The 16,344-nt window shown below is 66.9% G+C and carries 13 protein-coding genes and 1 pseudogene; 7 read left to right on the forward strand and 7 right to left on the reverse strand.

Going from position 1 to position 16,344, the window contains the following annotated elements; translation table 11 throughout:
* Positions 1-150: 150 nt before the first annotated feature.
* Together hutG and JCR33_RS24430 are read right to left on the reverse strand one after the other, a co-directional pair.
* The gene (gene hutG, locus JCR33_RS24425; protein WP_198884765.1) at positions 151-993 is read right to left on the reverse strand and encodes an N-formylglutamate deformylase; all 843 of its coding nucleotides are present in this window, start codon (positions 991-993) and stop codon (positions 151-153) included.
* Positions 994-1,007: 14 nt separating this feature from the next.
* Positions 1,008-2,348 carry an aminotransferase class V-fold PLP-dependent enzyme gene (locus JCR33_RS24430; RefSeq protein ID WP_198884766.1) on the reverse strand — a complete coding sequence of 447 codons (1,341 nt, stop codon included), beginning with the start codon at positions 2,346-2,348 and terminating at the stop codon, positions 1,008-1,010.
* Positions 2,349-2,679: 331 nt separating this feature from the next.
* Here JCR33_RS24430 and JCR33_RS24435 point away from each other — a divergent pair, with 331 nt between their 5' ends.
* The 5 genes from JCR33_RS24435 (at position 2,680) to JCR33_RS24455 (ending at position 7,381) form a co-directional block, all read left to right on the forward strand.
* Positions 2,680-3,735, forward strand: a complete 1,056-nt coding sequence (locus tag JCR33_RS24435; protein WP_198884767.1) for an ABC transporter substrate-binding protein — start codon at positions 2,680-2,682, stop codon at positions 3,733-3,735.
* A 4-nt stretch (positions 3,736-3,739) separates the two neighbouring features.
* On the forward strand, positions 3,740-4,795 hold the full coding sequence (locus JCR33_RS24440) for an ABC transporter ATP-binding protein (protein ID WP_211110567.1): 1,056 nt from the start codon (positions 3,740-3,742) through the stop codon (positions 4,793-4,795).
* Positions 4,777-5,637: an ABC transporter permease gene (locus JCR33_RS24445; RefSeq protein WP_198884769.1), complete on the forward strand. Its 861-nt coding sequence runs from the start codon at positions 4,777-4,779 to the stop codon at positions 5,635-5,637. Before JCR33_RS24440 ends, JCR33_RS24445 begins: the two co-directional genes overlap by 19 nt.
* 68 nt (positions 5,638-5,705) lie before the next feature.
* Positions 5,706-6,422: an ABC transporter permease gene (locus tag JCR33_RS24450; RefSeq protein ID WP_332461266.1), complete on the forward strand. Its 717-nt coding sequence runs from the start codon at positions 5,706-5,708 to the stop codon at positions 6,420-6,422.
* A 20-nt stretch (positions 6,423-6,442) separates the two neighbouring features.
* A complete protein-coding gene (locus tag JCR33_RS24455; RefSeq protein WP_198884771.1) occupies positions 6,443-7,381 on the forward strand; it encodes a LysR substrate-binding domain-containing protein in 939 nt (312 codons plus the stop codon).
* Positions 7,382-7,386: 5 nt separating this feature from the next.
* Here JCR33_RS24455 and JCR33_RS24460 read toward each other — a convergent pair whose 3' ends face one another.
* From JCR33_RS24460 to JCR33_RS24480, 5 genes are all read right to left on the reverse strand, one after another.
* The gene (locus tag JCR33_RS24460) at positions 7,387-8,559 is read right to left on the reverse strand and encodes an aspartate aminotransferase family protein (RefSeq protein ID WP_198884772.1); all 1,173 of its coding nucleotides are present in this window, start codon (positions 8,557-8,559) and stop codon (positions 7,387-7,389) included.
* Positions 8,560-8,591: 32 nt separating this feature from the next.
* Positions 8,592-9,653, reverse strand: coding sequence for a threonine aldolase family protein (locus JCR33_RS24465; RefSeq protein WP_332461267.1), 1,062 nt, complete (start codon positions 9,651-9,653; stop codon positions 8,592-8,594).
* 27 nt (positions 9,654-9,680) lie between these two features.
* Positions 9,681-11,303: a hydantoinase B/oxoprolinase family protein gene (locus JCR33_RS24470; protein WP_198884773.1), complete on the reverse strand. Its 1,623-nt coding sequence runs from the start codon at positions 11,301-11,303 to the stop codon at positions 9,681-9,683.
* Complete coding sequence (locus JCR33_RS24475; protein WP_198884774.1) at positions 11,300-13,417, reverse strand: hydantoinase/oxoprolinase family protein; 2,118 nt, start codon at positions 13,415-13,417, stop codon at positions 11,300-11,302. Before JCR33_RS24475 ends, JCR33_RS24470 begins: the two co-directional genes overlap by 4 nt.
* Positions 13,418-13,527: 110 nt before the next feature.
* Positions 13,528-14,271: a maleate cis-trans isomerase family protein gene (locus JCR33_RS24480; protein ID WP_198884775.1), complete on the reverse strand. Its 744-nt coding sequence runs from the start codon at positions 14,269-14,271 to the stop codon at positions 13,528-13,530.
* 197 nt (positions 14,272-14,468) lie between these two features.
* Here JCR33_RS24480 and pcaD point away from each other — a divergent pair, with 197 nt between their 5' ends.
* A complete protein-coding gene (pcaD, locus tag JCR33_RS24485; RefSeq protein ID WP_198884776.1) occupies positions 14,469-15,251 on the forward strand; it encodes a 3-oxoadipate enol-lactonase in 783 nt (260 codons plus the stop codon).
* A gap of 90 nt (positions 15,252-15,341) precedes the next feature.
* Positions 15,342-16,294: pseudogene (locus tag JCR33_RS24490) on the forward strand (IS630 family transposase).
* Positions 16,295-16,344 lie beyond the last annotated feature (50 nt).

Here is a 16,344-nt window from a genome sequence, read left to right on the forward strand (position 1 = left end):
ATGTGACTCGACCGACCACGCAGAGCCCGTCGCGTTTGTATTGCGCTGTGTCGATCAACATGCCGTTGCCGAGCGCGTAGACGCGTTTGCGGATGCCCCAGTCTAGCTGAATTGCCTCCTCCGCGATTCGAGCCGCCCCGCCTGCGCCCGTCAGCCCGCCGCCGGCAGACCCTCGGCGAAGGCGAGGCAGGCGGCGAGCACGGCCTCGAGCCGCGCCCGCAGCGGTTCGGCGTAGGCTTCGTCGTAGGGGGCCGGCCACTCCTCCGCGGTCAGATGGCGGAGCGGCTCACGCATGTAGCCCCGGCAGGCGAGCTCCATCTGCAGCGCGTGGATGCCCTCCGCCGGCTGGTCGCAGGTGCGGGTGATCCAGCCGCCGACGAAACGTCCGTCGACGACATGGTCGAACGGCTCTCCGCCGCAGGCTGCGACTACGGCCGCGGTCATTGCCCGGTCGCAGCTCGTGCCGCGATTGGTGCCGACGTTGAAGACCGGCAGCGTGCCCGGGAAGAGCCGTGGGATCACCGAGCGGATCGAATGGCAGTCATAGAGGGCGACCCGATCCGCCGTCGCCCGGAGCCGCGCCAGCTCCTCCGACAGCGCTGCGTGATAGGGCTCGAAAAAGCTTCGGCGCCGCTCGGCGATCTCGTCGGCGTCCGGCTCCTGCCCCGGCCGGTAGAGCGGCTCGCCGTCGAAGCTTTCGAGCGAGCAGAGGCCGGTGGTCGCCTGTCCCGGGTAGAGCGAGGCGCCGGACGGGTCGCGATTGACGTCGATGACCGTCCGCGAAATCCGCGTGCGGACGATCGTCGCGCCCATCGTCTCGCCGAAGGCGTAGAGCCGGTCTGTCCACCAGTCAGCGTCCTTGCGGGCAAGTGCGGCCGAGACGAGCCGGGTCTCGATCCCGGCGGGGATGTCGGTGCCTGTATGCGGCAGGCTGAGAACGAGCGGCCGGTTGCCGCGCTTCACGATCAGCCATGGAAGCGAAGGGTCCGACATCGCCAATCTCCATCTCAGGCTGTCGGCAGCGTCTCGACCAGTCGGTCGATTTCGGCTGCATCATTGTAGTAGGATGGCGAAATCCTCAACGCGCCGGCCCGCACCGCAAGGTCGACGCCCGCCTCGCGCAGGCGCCCGGCCTCCGCCTCGACGTCGAGTGCATGATGCGTGAAGGAGAGGATGCCTGAGCGCTCTCCGTCCCGCTCGGAGCTGAGGATCGTCCAGCCCTTTCGCTTCAGCCCGTCGGCCGCCCGCTGCACCAGTCCCGCTATGTGGCTTTCGATCCACGCCGGACCGAGCGCGAGCTGCATGCGCACGGCCGCGTCGAGGCCCCAGATACCGGGGAAGTTCACCAGCGCCTCCTCGAAGCGCCCCGCATCGGGCCGGTAGTCGAGCGCATAGTCGAGATGGGCTTCGCCCTTGTCGACGGTGTGGTAGCCGACATTGGGCGGATCGAGCCGGTCGAGCGCCCTGGCGCTGCAATAGAACAGTCCGGTGCCGATCGGCGCGAGGAGCCATTTCTGTCCCCCGACCGAGAGGAAGTCGATGCCGAGGTCGGCGAGGTCGAGCTGGAGCACGCCGACCCACTGGATGGCGTCGACATTGAGCAGCGCGCCATGCGCCTTGCAGAGCTCCGATGTCGCGGCGAGGTCGTGGCGGAAGCCGTTGGAGAACTGGACTGCGCTGATGGAGACCAGCCTCGTGCGGCTGTCCATCGCCGCCGCGAGCGCGTCGACCGGAACCCGGCCGTTCTCGCTCTTCACCCACCGGACGCTGACGCCACGCTTGGCGAGATGCATCCAGCAATACACGTTCGACGGATATTCGATATCGGGAATGACGACGTTGTCGCCTTCCCGCCAGTCGATGCCATTGGCGACGATGACGAGGCCCTCGGTCGTGTTCTTGATGAAGGCGATCTCGCTCCGCGACGCGCCGATCAACCGGGCAATGCGGTCCTTGATCGCCGTATCCGCCTCGATGCACCAGAGCGGATAGTTGTTGCGGCCGTTGTCGCGCACATCCTCGAGGAAGCCTTGTGTCGCCCCGAACACTGGATTGGGCATCGGTCCGATCGAGGCGTTGTTCAGGTAGCAGCGGCGTGTTTTGATCGGAAAAGCTTCGCCGACCGTTTCGGGCGTCACGCGGTCGGCCGGGTCCGCAGCGGAAAAGACGGCGGCCGTGATCGGCGCGTTGGGCATTGCGGTTTTCGACACGTTTCCTCCGAGGCTCGCAATCTGCCGAGGCGAGGCTAGGAAGCGGACGATGCTGCGGCAAATGCTTAATGCCCGCTCATGCATGTGAAATAAGCATAAAGGTCGGAGTTTGGGCAGACGCTCATGCGCTGCGCGCATGGTAGGGCCTGTGCTTTGCATTTCGGAGCCGGGCGCACGGCGCCTACAGTTCTACGCGGACGAAGTAGAGTAGACCTTGCGCCTGACCCGGATCGTCATGACGACGACAGTCCCGATGAAGCACGCGCCAGCAAGCGCGGCTTCGATCGGCGTCTTCGTCGGCGAAAATCAGGGAATGACCGCAGGGCTCTGGTACACCGCTTGCGTGACGCGGTTCGGAGTGCCGGCGCGATCCCAACCAGTCACCCCGGGCATCGATCCCTGACATTCCGGTGGCAGCCGCGCGGGCTCGGGATGTCGCGGCTGCCCTGTCGAGAAAAGGAAGGCGAACATGAACGTGACTCTTTCGAGACGGCGCCTGCTCGAGAGCATCGGCGCGGCCAGCCTGATGGCGGGCCTCGGCACCTTCGGCCGACAGGCGATGGCTGCCAGCGGCGAGCTGATCGTGCCGAGCTATCCCGGCCGTTACGAGCGGTTCTGGCGCGACCAGCTGCTCCCCGACTTCGAGGCCCAGACCGGCCTCAAGACCACGGTCGATGTTGCCGCGAACGGTGTCACCTGGGCCGCCAACATGCGCGTCGCCGGGCCCGAGCACCCCACCTTCTCCTTCGCCATGATGAACGAGATCGTCGGCGCGATGCTGCGCAAGGAGGGCTATTTCGAGCCGTGGCCGGCCGACAAGGTGCCGAATCTCCAGTACGTCCATCCGAAGGCCAAGAACCCGGACAATAACGGCGTCGCCTTCATGATCTCGCCGGTCGGCATCGCCTATCGCAACGACCTGGTGAAGACGCCGCCGACGGGCTGGAAGGACCTATGGTCGCCCGAATTCAAGGGCAAGGTCGGCATGTTTACCATCGCCAACAGCGCCGGCTTCATGTTCGTCATGACGATCTCGAAGATCTTCGGCAGCGGCCCGCTCGATTTCGATGCCGGCCTTGCCCAGATCGAGAAGTTGAAGCCCTTTCCGCAGGGCGACCTCGCCGGCGCGCTGTCGGCTTTGCTGACCCGCGGCGAGATCCTGGCCGCACCGCTCGACGTCAGCGAGGTGATGAACCTTAAGCAGAAGGGTGCCCCGGTCTCCTTCGTCGTACCGAGCGAAGGCATGTTCATGTTCGACCAGACCCTCGATCTCCTGAAGAACGGGCCGAACAAGGACGGTGCCTGCGAATACATCAACTACATGCTGAGCGAGCCGATCCAGGCCAAGCTCGCCAAGGAATTCTTCTACGTTCCGGTGAACACGCAGGTGAAGCTTCCGCCGGACCTCGCCAGCCAGTTCCCGATCACCATCAACGACGTCGACAAGCTGATCCAGTTCGACTGGATCGCCGCGAACGAGAAGCGCGGCGCGGTGACCGAGTCCTGGAACCGGATGATGCGCTAGGTTTATGTCGCGCGTAATCATCCGCCGGCTGACCAAGGCGTACGATTCCGTCACAGCGGTCACCGGCGTCGATCTGGAGGTGGCCGAGGGCGAGTTCGTCTCGATCCTCGGCCCTTCCGGCTGCGGCAAGACGACGACGCTGCGCTGCGTTGCCGGGCTGGAAATCCCGACCGGCGGCCGCATCCTGTTCGGCGATACCGAGGTGACGGCGCTCCCTCCCGAGCGCCGCTCCATCGGCATGGTGTTCCAGAACTATGCGCTCTTTCCGCACCTGACGGTCCGCCGCAACATCGCCTTCGGTCTCGAGATGCGCGGCGTTCGCGGTGCCAAGGCGGCGAGGCGCGTCGCCGACGTGATGGAGATGGTGCAACTGCCCGGGATGGCCCACCGCTATCCCCGGCAGCTCTCCGGGGGCCAGCAGCAGCGCGTCGCGCTCGCCCGCGCGCTCGTCGTCGAGCCTTCCGTACTGCTCCTCGACGAGCCGCTCGCCAATCTTGACGCGAAGCTGCGCGACGAGATGCGCTTCTTCATCCGCTCGCTGCAGAAACGGGTCGGCATCACCACGCTCTACGTGACACACGATCAGGCCGAGGCGATGACCATGTCCGACCGCATCGTGGTCATGTTCGACGGTACGATTCACCAGATCGGCACGCCCGAGGAAATCTACCACCGCCCTGCCGATCGACAGGTGGCTGAATTCATCGGGTCGTCCAACCTGATCGCCGGGCGGGTCGCCGAGGTGCGCGAGGGCTATGTCACCCTCGAGACGGCCGTCGGCATGATCGTGTGCCGCGCCGGCCATCGGCCGGCCGCCGGCGAGCAGGCGATGGCTCTCATCCGGCCGGAAGCGGCCGAACTCAGCCGGGAGGCCAACGCCGGCAGTTTCGCCGGCCGCATCGTCGCCTGCCATTTCCTCGGCAACCTGATCGACTACGACATTGTCCTCGGGGACGACACCACCCATCGGGTCCAGACCCTCGGCGAGACCCTTTATGCGGTTGGCGACGAAATCGCCGTCAGCGTACCGGAGGAGAAGGCATGGCTGCTCAGCAAGTAGGCCCGCGAAACGCCACCTGGCTGCTCGGCCTGCCCGGCGCCGCGGCGGTGATCATCTTCGTCATCGTCCCCTATATCAACATCGCCGTGATGAGCTTCCGGGTGTCCTCGCCCTCGCGCGCTTACGACCCGGGCTTCACGCTCGACAATTATGCCCGCACGCTCGGCGATCCCCTTTATCTCGGGGTTCTCTGGGATACGGTGAGTCTCGCCGTGATTGTGGCCGTCGTCTCGCTGGTCCTTGGCTTTCCGGTCGCCTTCTTCCTCGCGCGGACCCGCTCGCGCTGGCAATCGCTCCTCTACGCGCTCGTCCTCTCTCCGCTCCTCGTCGGCGTCGTGATCCGGTCTTTCGGCTGGATCGTGCTTCTCGCCAATAACGGCGTCATCAACCAGCTCCTCGGCATGGTCGGCATTGGCCCGCTGGGGCTGATGTACAACCGGCTCGGCGTGACGATCGGCCTGGTCCACGTCTTCCTGCCATTCATGATCCTGCCGATCATGAATGCGGTCCAGTCGATCGATCCCCGGTTCGAGGAAGCCGCCCGCACCCTCGGCGCCAGCGAGCGACGCGCCTTCTTCCGGGTCGTGCTGCCGCTCTCCATGCCGGGCATACAGTCGGGCGCGATCCTCGTCTTCGTGCTTGCGGCGAGCGCTTACGTGGTGCCCGAGCTTCTCGGCGGCGGCCGGGTGATGACGACGCCGACCTTCGTCATGCAGCAGCTTCTCGGCACCTTCCTCTGGCCCTTCGGCGCCGCGCTCGCGCTCGTCCTCTCGGCGACCACGCTGATCCTCATCTGGCTCTTCACGCTCCTGACGAAGCCGGTCATGCGGGGCCTGACATGAGGCGCTTTCCGCTCTGGCTCCTCGTCTTCGTCGCGCTCGTCTATGTCTTCCTGCTCACCCCGATCGTCGTGGTCGTCGCCACCTCCGTCAACGCCGGCTACTACTTGGCCTTCCCCCCGAGCGGCTTCTCGCTTCGCTGGTATGCCGCCTTCTTCAATTCGCCGTCCTTCATGACGGCGCTTGTCCTGTCGCTCGAGGTCGCGGGCGTAGCCGCCTTTTTCGCTGCCCTTATCGGCACGCCGGCGGCGATGGCCTATGTCCGCTCCCGCGGCCCGTTCCGCGAGCCGTTCCGGCTCCTCCTGCTGTCGCCGCTCGTCCTGCCGGAGATCCTGACGGCGATCGCGCTCCTCTTCTTCTTCAATCTTTTCTTCAGCGGGCTGCGCAGTCTCGTCCCGCTGGTGATCGGCCACACTGTGCTGATCGTCCCCTTCGTCTTCCTGACCGTCACCTCGGCCCTCTACAACATGCCGGCCCAGGTCGACGAGGCTGCCCGAACCCTCGGGGCCACGCCCGGCCGGGTGTTCTTCAGGGTCACGCTTCCGCTTATCAAGTCGGGCATCATTGCCGGCACGATGCTTGCTTTCATCATTTCGTTCGACAACGTGACGATGTCGCTGCTGCTCAAGGCTATCGGGACCAGCACCTTGCCGATCCAGCTCTTCGACTATCTGCGCCTGGATTTCGATCCGACGGCCGCCGCGGCGGCCTCGATCTCGGTCGTCTTCACGCTCGGGATTGTCGTGATCATCGACAGGATGTTCGGCCTGCGCGCCCTGCGCTTCTGACGCCGGCGGAGAAGGAGAGGATGCGTCTCGACTGGTTGCGGGCCTTCCGGGCGGTCATGCAGACCGGTACCGCGACCGGCGCCGCGGCGATCCTCCTGCGCACCCAGCCGCAGGTCAGCCGCATGATCGCGAGCCTCGAGGATGCGGTCGGGCTGAAACTCTTCCGCCGCGAGGGCCGCCGGCTGGTGCCGACCGAGCAGGCCCTCCTGTTCCTGCAATATGTCGAGCCGTTGCTGATCGGGCTCGAAGGCATCGGTCACGCCGCCGACGACATTCGCCACGACCGTGGCCGTCCGCTCCTCGTCGCGGCCGAGCCCTTCCTGCTGCACAAGGCCGTGCCGGAGGCGATCACGGCGCTTAACGCGGCGGCCGACTTCCGCTGCACGATCGACATCTGCATCCGCGGCCTCGGCCTCTGGATGTCGCGCGGCAATGCCGATCTGGGGGTCGTCGCGCTTCCCTTCTCGCAGACCGACATGGAGCGGACGGTTTTCGCCGAGGCGGAGGTCGTGGCCGTGCTCCCGCCCGGCCATCGTCTCGCCGCGGAGCCGGCGCTGCAGATGCAGGATCTCCGCAACGAGCGCTTCATCGGCCTGAGCACCAGCACGCTGCTGCGCGCCCAGATCGACATCGCCGCAGCCCGTGTCGGCATCTCGCTCGATCCGGTCGTGAATGCCACCTCGGGCGTTACGGCTTGCGACTTCGTCGCCCGCGGCCTCGGCATGACCATCGCCGATCCGATCATCGCCCAGTCCTTCGTCTCGCGCGGCGTGACCGTTCGCCGCCTTCGCGCCGGTTTGAAGCTCACCTACGGTTATTTGACGGCGCGCCAGGCTCCGTCCGCTGCCGCGCGCCTCGCCATGGACATGATCGCCGCTACCGTCTCCCGCCTGGGCGGCGATTTCGTCACGCTGGCCCCGGCCTATCGCCATCTCGGCCGTCCCGCCTCGGCCGCCTGATTATTTCAGGCCGCGAGCGGCGCCGTCGCCACATCCTCGAAGATCTCCATCGCGCGGTCTATGTCGGCCCCGGTCACCACCAGGGGCGGCAGCAGGCGGAGCACATTGCCCGATGCCTGTGCCACCAGCAGTCCCCGTTCACGCAGCGCCGTCGCAACCGCTCCGTTCGCCGGTCCGCAGACGAGACCGATCATCAGACCGACGCCGCGCACCTCGCGGAAGGTCTCCGGCCGCCGCGCAGCCACCTCCTCCAGCCGTTCCTTGAAGTAGCGGCCGGTCTCCGTCACTTGGTCGAGAAAGCCGTCCGCCAGCATCAGGTCGAGCGCGGCCGAACCTACCGCCATGCCGAGCGGCGCACCGTTGAGCGTGCCGCCATGGCTGCCCGGCCCGACCGTCCGCGCCACCGCCTCGGTGGTCAGCAGCGCCGAGAGGGGAAAGCCGCAGCCGAGTCCCTTCGAGGTTACGAGGATGTCCGGAGCAACGCCCGAATTCTGATAGGCGAAAAGCTTGCCGGTCCGCCCCATCCCGCTCTGCACCTCGTCGTAGAGGAGGAGCAGGCAGTGCTCGTCGGCGACGGCGCGGAGGCCGCGCAGATAGGCCGGCGACGCCACGCGGATGCCGCCATCGCCCTGGATCGGTTCGATCAGGATGGCGCCGGTTTCCGGTCCGATTGCCGCCCGTACGGCGTCGAGGTCGCCGAAGTCGACCATGTCGAAGCCGTCGACCAGCGGCTCGTAGCCTTCGCGGAGCTTCGCCGAACCGCCCGCCGCAATCGCCGCCATGGTGCGGCCGTGATAGGCATTGTCCATGGTGATAACGCGCCAGCGCTCCGGCGTCGCGGTCGATTTGAAATAGCGCCGTACCAGCTTCAGCGCGAGGTCGACCACTTCGGCTCCCGACGTTCCGAAGAAAACCTTGTCGGCGAAGCTTGCCCTCGCGAGGCGCTCTGCCAGCTGCTCGGCCTCGCCCGTCCGCAGGATGTTCGAGGCGGTCCAGAGCGTCCGCGCCTGGCGCTCGAGCGCCGCCACCAGTACCGGATGGCAATGGCCGAAGGCGACCACCGCCATGCCGCCGATGAAGTCGAGATAGCGCCGCCCGGTCGAATCCCAAACGTGGACGCCCTCACCGCGCACGATCTCGATCGGTGCGCGGTTGTAGGGATCGAGCAGATAGGTCATCGCATCCTCCTGAAAGGGCTGGCTCAGCCGGCCTAGCGCAGCGGTTGCGGCTGTCCCGCGAGTTCGGCAACGACCGCGGCGAGGCTCGCCCCCGCCTCCTCGATGCCCGCCCGTGTCACATCGCGATGGGTAACGGCGCGCAAGCGATGCGGTCCCTCGACATTCAGCCGCACGCCGCGTCGCTTGAGTGCCTCATTGATGGCGATTGCCGCGAGGCCGGTTCCCGTCACGTCGAGGAAGACGATGTTGGTCTCGACCTCCGGCGGGTCGATGGCGACGCCCGGCACCATCGTCGCGAGCGAGCCGAACAGGCGCGCGTTGACATGGTCTTCGGCGAGCCTCTCGACATGGTTGTCGAGCGCATGCAGCGCCGCCGCAGCAAGGACGCCCGCCTGGCGCATGGCGCCGCCGAGCCGATGCTTCCAGAACCAGGCTTCGGCGATGAAGTCCTTCGAGCCCGCGAGCACCGCCCCGACCGGGCAGGCGAGGCCCTTGGTGAAATCGAGCCAGACGCTGTCGCAGAGCCGGCCGTAATCCGCCGCCGGAACGCCGGAGGCGATAACCGCGTTCATCAGCCGCGCCCCGTCCATGTGCACGGCGAAGCCGCGTTTCCGGGCCTCGGCGGAGACCGCTTGCAGCATTTCCAGCGGCCACACCCGTCCGCCGCCGCGATTGGTGGTCTGCTCGATTGCCACGACACGCGTGCGCGGCGAGCGTTGGCGAAGCGGCCGGGCGGCCGCGGCGACGTCTGCCGCGGTGAAGATGCCGGTCGCTGTCGGCACGGGATAGATCAGCGCGCCGGCGAGCGCCGCCGCGCCTGCGCCTTCCGAGCCGTGGATGTGCGTGTTGAATCCCGCGACGATCTCGTCGCCCGGCCGGCAATGGACGAGCAGCGAGATCTGATTGCACATCGTTCCGGTCGGCAGGAAGACTGCCGCCTCCTGTCCCAGCAGGTCCGCGGAGCGCCCCAGAAGCGCCAAGACGGTCGGATCCTCGTTGAGCTGTTCGTCGCCGGTCGGCGCGGCAGCCATGGCGGCAAGCATTGCCGCGCTCGGCCGGGTGGCGGTGTCGCTGATGAGGTCGACCTTGATCACGGCAGTCACTTTCGCTGGAACGATCCGTCAGGCCGGATCGGAAGGCACGTAGCCGGCGGAACGGTCGGCCGCCCGCGCTTCCGCGCTCCGCCGCCCCGGCTCGCCGTTGCCACCGCCGCCGGGGGTGCGCACGAAGAGCCGTTCGTCCGCCGGAATTTCGAAGGCACCCTTGCCCGGCAGCCGCTTGCCGCTGCCGAGATGGAGTTCGCCCGCTGCACCCGGTCCGCCGCCGGCACGTCCCGCCGCCGGATGCTCCATGCGGTCGAAGGCGGCATAGAGCGTGTAGGGATGGCCGCCGAGCGAGCCGACGACCATGTCCTGCCCGAGACCGCCGCGCGCTTCGCCATCGCCGCCGGAGCCGCACCAGAACTCGCGCTTCCAGAAGACCAGCGGCGTTGCCGCCTCGACGATCTCGACCGAGCTCGCCTTGACCTTGCTCGGGAAGGAGGTCGCCGACAGGCCGTCGAGTCCTGGCCGGGCGCCGCAGCCGCCGGTGGTGATGATCGAGATGATGAAGGGTTCCGTCCTGCCCTGTCCGCGGAAGGTGAGCGTCCAATGGGCCGAGCAGCTTTCGGCCGGCGCGACGCCCGGAACGATCTTGTCGAAGGCGCCGAACACCGCATCGGGAATAAGCAATCCCACGACATGCCGGCAGGAGACCGGCTGGGGCCATTCGGCCCGCAGAATGGAGCCGCGCGGCGCGGTCACGTTGTAGACGCTGAGCGAGCCGTGATTGTTCGGCACGTCGGGCGCGATCGCGCAGGTGAGGGCGTAGCAGCTATAGGCCGCCGTATAGTTGAGCGGCACGTTGATGCCGAAGCGGCTCGCCGGCGAGGAACCGGACCAGTCCACGTCGATCCCGTCGTCGGTGACCTTGATTGCAACCGAAAGCGAGACCGGCGCCTCGTAGCCGTCGATCACCATCGTATGATGCGCCTCGGTCTTCGGCAGCGCCCGGATCCGTTCCAGCACCGCCGCCCGCGAGGTCTCGATGATATATTCGCCGAGGAGCTTCAGATCCGGTGCGCCGACTTCGTCGAGCAGTTCGCTGAGTCTCTGACCGGCGGCCTGGTTCGAGGCGATCAGCGAATGGATGTCGCCTTCGATCTCGGAGGATTTACGCGAGTTCGCCTTGACGATGGTAAGCATCGCCTGGTTCAGCCGGCCGCCTTCGACGAGCTTCATCAGGGGCACCAGCACCCCCTCCATGTAAAGATCGGTGCCGCCCGGGCTGAGACCGATGCCGCCGACATCGGTCATGTGTGCCGTACAGGCGAAATAGGCGACGAGGCGGCCGCGGTGGAACCAGGGCGTAACCACGACGAAGTCGTTGAGATGCCCGGTGCCCTGCCAGGGGTCATTGGTGACATAGACGTCGCCTTCCTCGGCCGTCTCTGCCGGGAAGGTCTCGAGGAAATAGCTTACCGAGCGCGCCATCGTATTGACGTGACCGGGCGTGCCGGTGACGGCCTGAACGAGCATCCGTCCTTCGACGTCGAAGATGCCGGCGGAGAGGTCGGCAGATTCGCGCACCACCGGGCTGAAGGCGGCGCGCACCAGCGTCTGCGCCTGCTCCTCCGCCACGGCCATCAGCCGCGTCCACATCACCTGCAGGCGGATCGCCGACAGCTTCGGCTGCTGGATCGTCATGCTCGGCCCTCCGGATTCCGCTCCAGCACCAGATGCCCGAGGCCGCTCACCCGGGCGCGGAAGCCCGGCGTCACCACGGTCGTCGTCTCGTCCTCGACGATCAGTGCCGGTCCCGGAACCTCGTCGCCGGCGCGCAGGGCGCTCCGCTCGTAGACCGAGTGGTCCAGGAAGAGGCCCGCGCCCGGATCGAATACCGGCCGCGTTGCAACCGGCGTCGCGCGGCGCGGTTCGCCCTCCGCCGTCGACGAACGGCCCGGGCTCCAGGTCGGCCGCGCCAGGGCGACCTTCCACGACAGGATTTCGATCGGCGCGCCCTCGATCGTGCGCCCGAAGAGCTGACGGTAGGCTTCCTCGAAGGCGGTGCGCAGCGCAGCGGCCGTCGGCACGCCGTCTCCCGCTCCGACGGTCACCTCATGGCCTTGGCCGACATAGCGCATCTCGGTCGTCGTCACCGCGACCCCTGAGAACCGTTCGGCGGCCTCGCCGATCATCTCGCTTGCGGTCTGCCACATGCGCGCGAGCAGGTCCGCCACCGCCGCCTGGTCGTAGAGACCGAGCCGCATCGGCTGGCTTGCCGCGACCTCGTAGGAAATCGGGGCACGCAGGAAGCCGAGGGCCGAGCCGACGCCCGCCCCCTTGGGAATGATGACGCGGCCGATGCCGAGCTTCTCGGCGAGCCGCGCGGCATGGAGCGGCGCCGCTCCGCCGAAGGCCACCATGGCATGGTCGGAGAGCTCGCACCCGAGTTCGACCGCATGGACCTTCGCGGCATTCGCCATGGTCTCGTCGACGATCTCGACGGCGCCGAAGGCCGCCTCGGTCGTATCGAGAGCCAGCTTGCCGGCGACATCGGTCCCGAAGGCGGCTTCCGCCTGCGCGGCATCGAGGCGGATCTGGCCGCCCGCGAAGCGCGAAGGATCGATCTTGCCGAGCAGCAGGTCGCCATCGGTCACGGTCGGCTTCCGGCCGCCCTTCCCGTAGCAGCTGGGGCCGGGATCGGAGCCGGCGCTCTGGGGTCCGACCGCTATGCGTCTCGTTGCATCGACACTGACGATCGAACCGCCGCCGGCGCCGATTTCCACCAGCTCGATCACCGGAATACGCACCGGCAGGCCGCTTCCCTTGCGAAAGCGGGCGGCGCGGTCGACCTCGAAGGAACGCGCGATCTGCGGCGTCCCGTCCGAGATGAAGCAGATTTTGGCGGTGGTGCCGCCCATGTCGAAGGAGAGGATGCGCTTCTCGCCCATTTCCTCGGCAATCGACGCGGAGAGCACCGCCCCGCCGGCCGGGCCGGATTCGACGAGCCGGATCGGCACCTGCATGGCGAGATCGAACGGCATCACGCCGCGGCCCGAGGTCATGAGGAACGCCGGACAGCCGATGCCGGCCGCTTCAAGCCGCGCGCTCAGGCGGGTGAGATAGCTGACGACGAGCTGCTGGACATAGGCATTGGCCGCCACCGTCGAGAGCCGCTCGTATTCGCGGATCTCCGGGCAGACCTCGCTGGACAGGCTGATTGAAATGTCGGGCAGCACCCGCCTGACGATTTCGGCCGCCTGCTGCTCATGGGCGGGATTGGCGTAGGAATGCAGAAAGCCGATCGCGACGCTCTCGCCCGCGGCCTCGCCGATCCGTGCCGCCGCTTCCGCGACTGCCGCCTCGTCGAGCGGAATCAGAACCTCGCCGTTCGCCGCCATGCGCTCCGGCACGGCGAAACGGAGCTCGCGCGGGATGAGCGGCCTGGGCTTCTGCAGGCGCAGGTCGGACGGGTCGAACCGGCCTTCGTCGCCGATCTCGAGCACGTCGCGGAAGCCTTGCGTAGTCAGGAGAGCGGTCTTCGCTCCCCGCCGCTCGAGAATGGCGTTGGTCGCGAGCGTCATGCCGTGAAGGAAGCGATCGACTTCCGACGGCCGGACCGCCGATTCCGCCAACAGCCTCTCTATGCCGGCCAGCACGGCATCTTCCGGCGCCTTTGGCGTCGTCAGCACCTTGCAGGACCAGCGCCGGTCGCCGCGCTCGAGGACGATGTCCGTGAAGGTTCCGCCGATGTCAGCGGAGAGACGTGCACCCGCCGTTTCGGTCTCGTTCGCAGGCGAAGGGTCGGACTGGCTCAACGGACATCCAATTCTAGGGAATGCACTGCAACATTAGGACACGGGAACTGCGCCGTCGAAATTCCAAACATGCCCCGACACATGCGTCCGAAGCATAGATGATCGGCCGTTCAGGTCGCCAGCAGCCGCCCGGCGCCGGGCACGGCCGCCGGATGGCCGAGCCGCTCGAGGATGCCCCAGAGCGTCACCTGATTGCTGGTCAGCACCGGCTTGCCGAGCGCCTCTTCCATCTCCGCGACCGCCTCGAAGGCGCGGAGGTCGGTGCAGCTCACGAAGACGGCTTCCGCCTCCGGCCGGTCCGCGGCACGGGCAACCGCAACGATCCGTTCGCGTGTTGTGTCGCGCACGGTCGGCCCGATCAGGCCGAGGCAGGCTGTCGCCACCACGTCGACCCCCGTATCGCGAAGGAAATCCGCTTCGCTCGCCGTCACAGCCTCGATATAGGGCGTGGCGAGCGCCAGGCGGCTGATCCCGAGGCTCTTGAGTGCCGCCACCATGGCACCGGAGGTCGTGACCACGGGACATTGCGTGATCGCCGCGATTTCGGCGGCCAGCGCCTCGCCGGCGGCAACGCCGCCGACAAAGGAACCGCTGGTGCAGGCATAGGCGACGAGGTCGGGCGGAATCGTCGCCAGAAGCCGTGCGGCGTCGGCAACGCCGCGGTTCATTGCCGCAAGGTCTTCGGCGGTGGTGCGGGTGAAGGGGATGCGGGCCGCATGGAAGGAGATGCCGCGCGGGGCGAGCCAGGCGAAATCGGCTTCGGTCGTCGAGTTCAGCGAGGGCAGGATGACCCCCACCCGTGCCCCGCCGAGATAAGGATTGGCATCGCGCGCGGTCGTGTCCACCGTCTTCATCCGTTCGAGCGTCCAAGCTGTTCGATCCGGCAGTCTAGGTCCCGTATCGGGCTCTTCATATATGCATTCTCCAGGCGCGTTCATGCGTCCTCTGGCGGCATAAAACTCCGGCAGGCCGGTTGGCCGCGGTGCCCGCTCCCGCGTATGACTGTCCCGCTTCACAAGCCTTCCCGCGAGGCCCGTCCGAGGACAGACAAATGCCGCTCGTCACCGTCGATGGCGATCCCTTCTACGTTGAAATCACAGGCGAATCCCATCTGCCGCCGCTCGTCTTCGGCAATTCGCTGAGCGCCGACACGTCGATGTGGGACGACCAGATCGCCGCCCTTTCCCCCTTCTTCCGCATCATCCGCTACGACATGCGTGGCCACGGCCGGAGCGTCCGCACCCCGCCGCCCTACACCATGGACCGCCTCGGCCAGGATGTTATCGAAATCCTGGACGTTCTCGGGATTTCGCAGGTTCATTGGTGCGGCGTGTCCCTCGGCGGCATGGTCGGGATGTGGCTCCTCACAAATGCCCCCGGGCGCGTCGGCGCCGCGGTCCTCGCCAATACCTCCGCCCGTATGGGCCCGCCGGAGTTGTGGAACGGCCGCATCCGCACAGCCGAACGCGGCGGCATGGAAGCTCTCGCCCAGGCGACTCTCGAGCGTTGGTTCCCTGCGGATTTCCGCGCCGCTGCGCCGGAGACGATCGAGCGGGTCCGCGCCATGATCCTCGCCACCCCGGTCGCCGGCTACGTCGGTTGCTGCGCCGCCATCCGCGAAATGGACCAGCGCCAGACGATCAGGACGATCCGTGCACGGCCCCTCGTCGTCATCGGTCTCCGCGACCCTGCCACCACGCCCGCCGACGGACGGCTCATTGCCGCCTCGATACCCGGCGCGCGCCTCGCTGAAATCGACGCCGCCCATATCTCCAACATCGAGCGGGCGGACGAATTCAATCGCATTGTCAGGGAGTTCCTGCTCGCCAGCTAGAGCGGATTTCGGCGTGATTGAATCGTTTTGCGATTCACAGAGGGAGGCGAATATGATTCAGGCTTGGTGCTGGGAAGGAGGCCAGCACCAATGACGGCACCGCTTTCCAATGATCTTCGTTGGCGCGTTGTTCGCGCCATTGAGGCTGGCCTGTGGCGACATGCGGCGGCGGCGAAGTTCGATGTCTCCGTTGCCTCTGCCGTGCGCTGACATCAGCGCTACAGGCGCAGCGGCTCTGTCGCACCCGACGCCGTTGGCGGCGACCGCAACAGCCATCGGGCGGAGGCGCATGCGGCCAAGGTGCTGGCCTGGATCGACGATGAGCCGGAGCTGACCCTGGTGGAGATCGCCGCCCGGCTGGCCGATGCGGGCCATGTCTTTGCCCCGGCCACCATATGGCGCCTGCTCGACCGTCACGACTACACGCTCAAAAAAAGGACCGCGCATGCCGCAGAACAGCAACGCGACGATGTGAAGGCCGCCCGCCAGGCCTGGCGTGACAGCCAGGACGCGCTTCAGAGCCAGCGGCTGTTCTTCATCGATGAATGCGGCACCAACACCAAGATGGCGCGCACAAGGGGCCGCTCCAGGCGCGGCGAGCGCTGCCGCGCCGCCATTCCCACGGCCACTGGAAGACCACCACCCTGGTCGCGGCCATCACCACCTGCGGCATCAGCGCCCCGATCATCCTCGACGGGGCGATGGATGGCGACATGTTCACCGCCTACGTCAAACAGGTGCTGTTGAAGGAGCTCAAGCCGAGCGACCTGGTGATCATGGACAACCTGCCCGCCCACAAGGTTGCCGCTGTGCGCGCCGCGATCGAGGGCGCCGGCGCAGGCCTCCTTTATCTGCCGTCCTACTCGCCCGACTTCAATCCGATCGAAAACGCCTTCTCGCAGATCAAGGCACACCTCAAAAAGGCCGCTGCCCGAACCCTCGACGACCTCCAGCTGGCCATCGCAGCCGCCATCGAAACCGTCGCTCCGAGAAACGCCATCAACTACTTCGCCGAAGCCGGTTGTCGGAACGATACAGTGTGAGCGGAATCTGCTTGTCTTATGCTTCTTCAGCCACTTCGAGGCACAAAGGA

The organism is Acuticoccus mangrovi, from assembly GCF_016411865.1.
Lineage (GTDB): Bacteria > Pseudomonadota > Alphaproteobacteria > Rhizobiales > Amorphaceae > Acuticoccus > Acuticoccus mangrovi.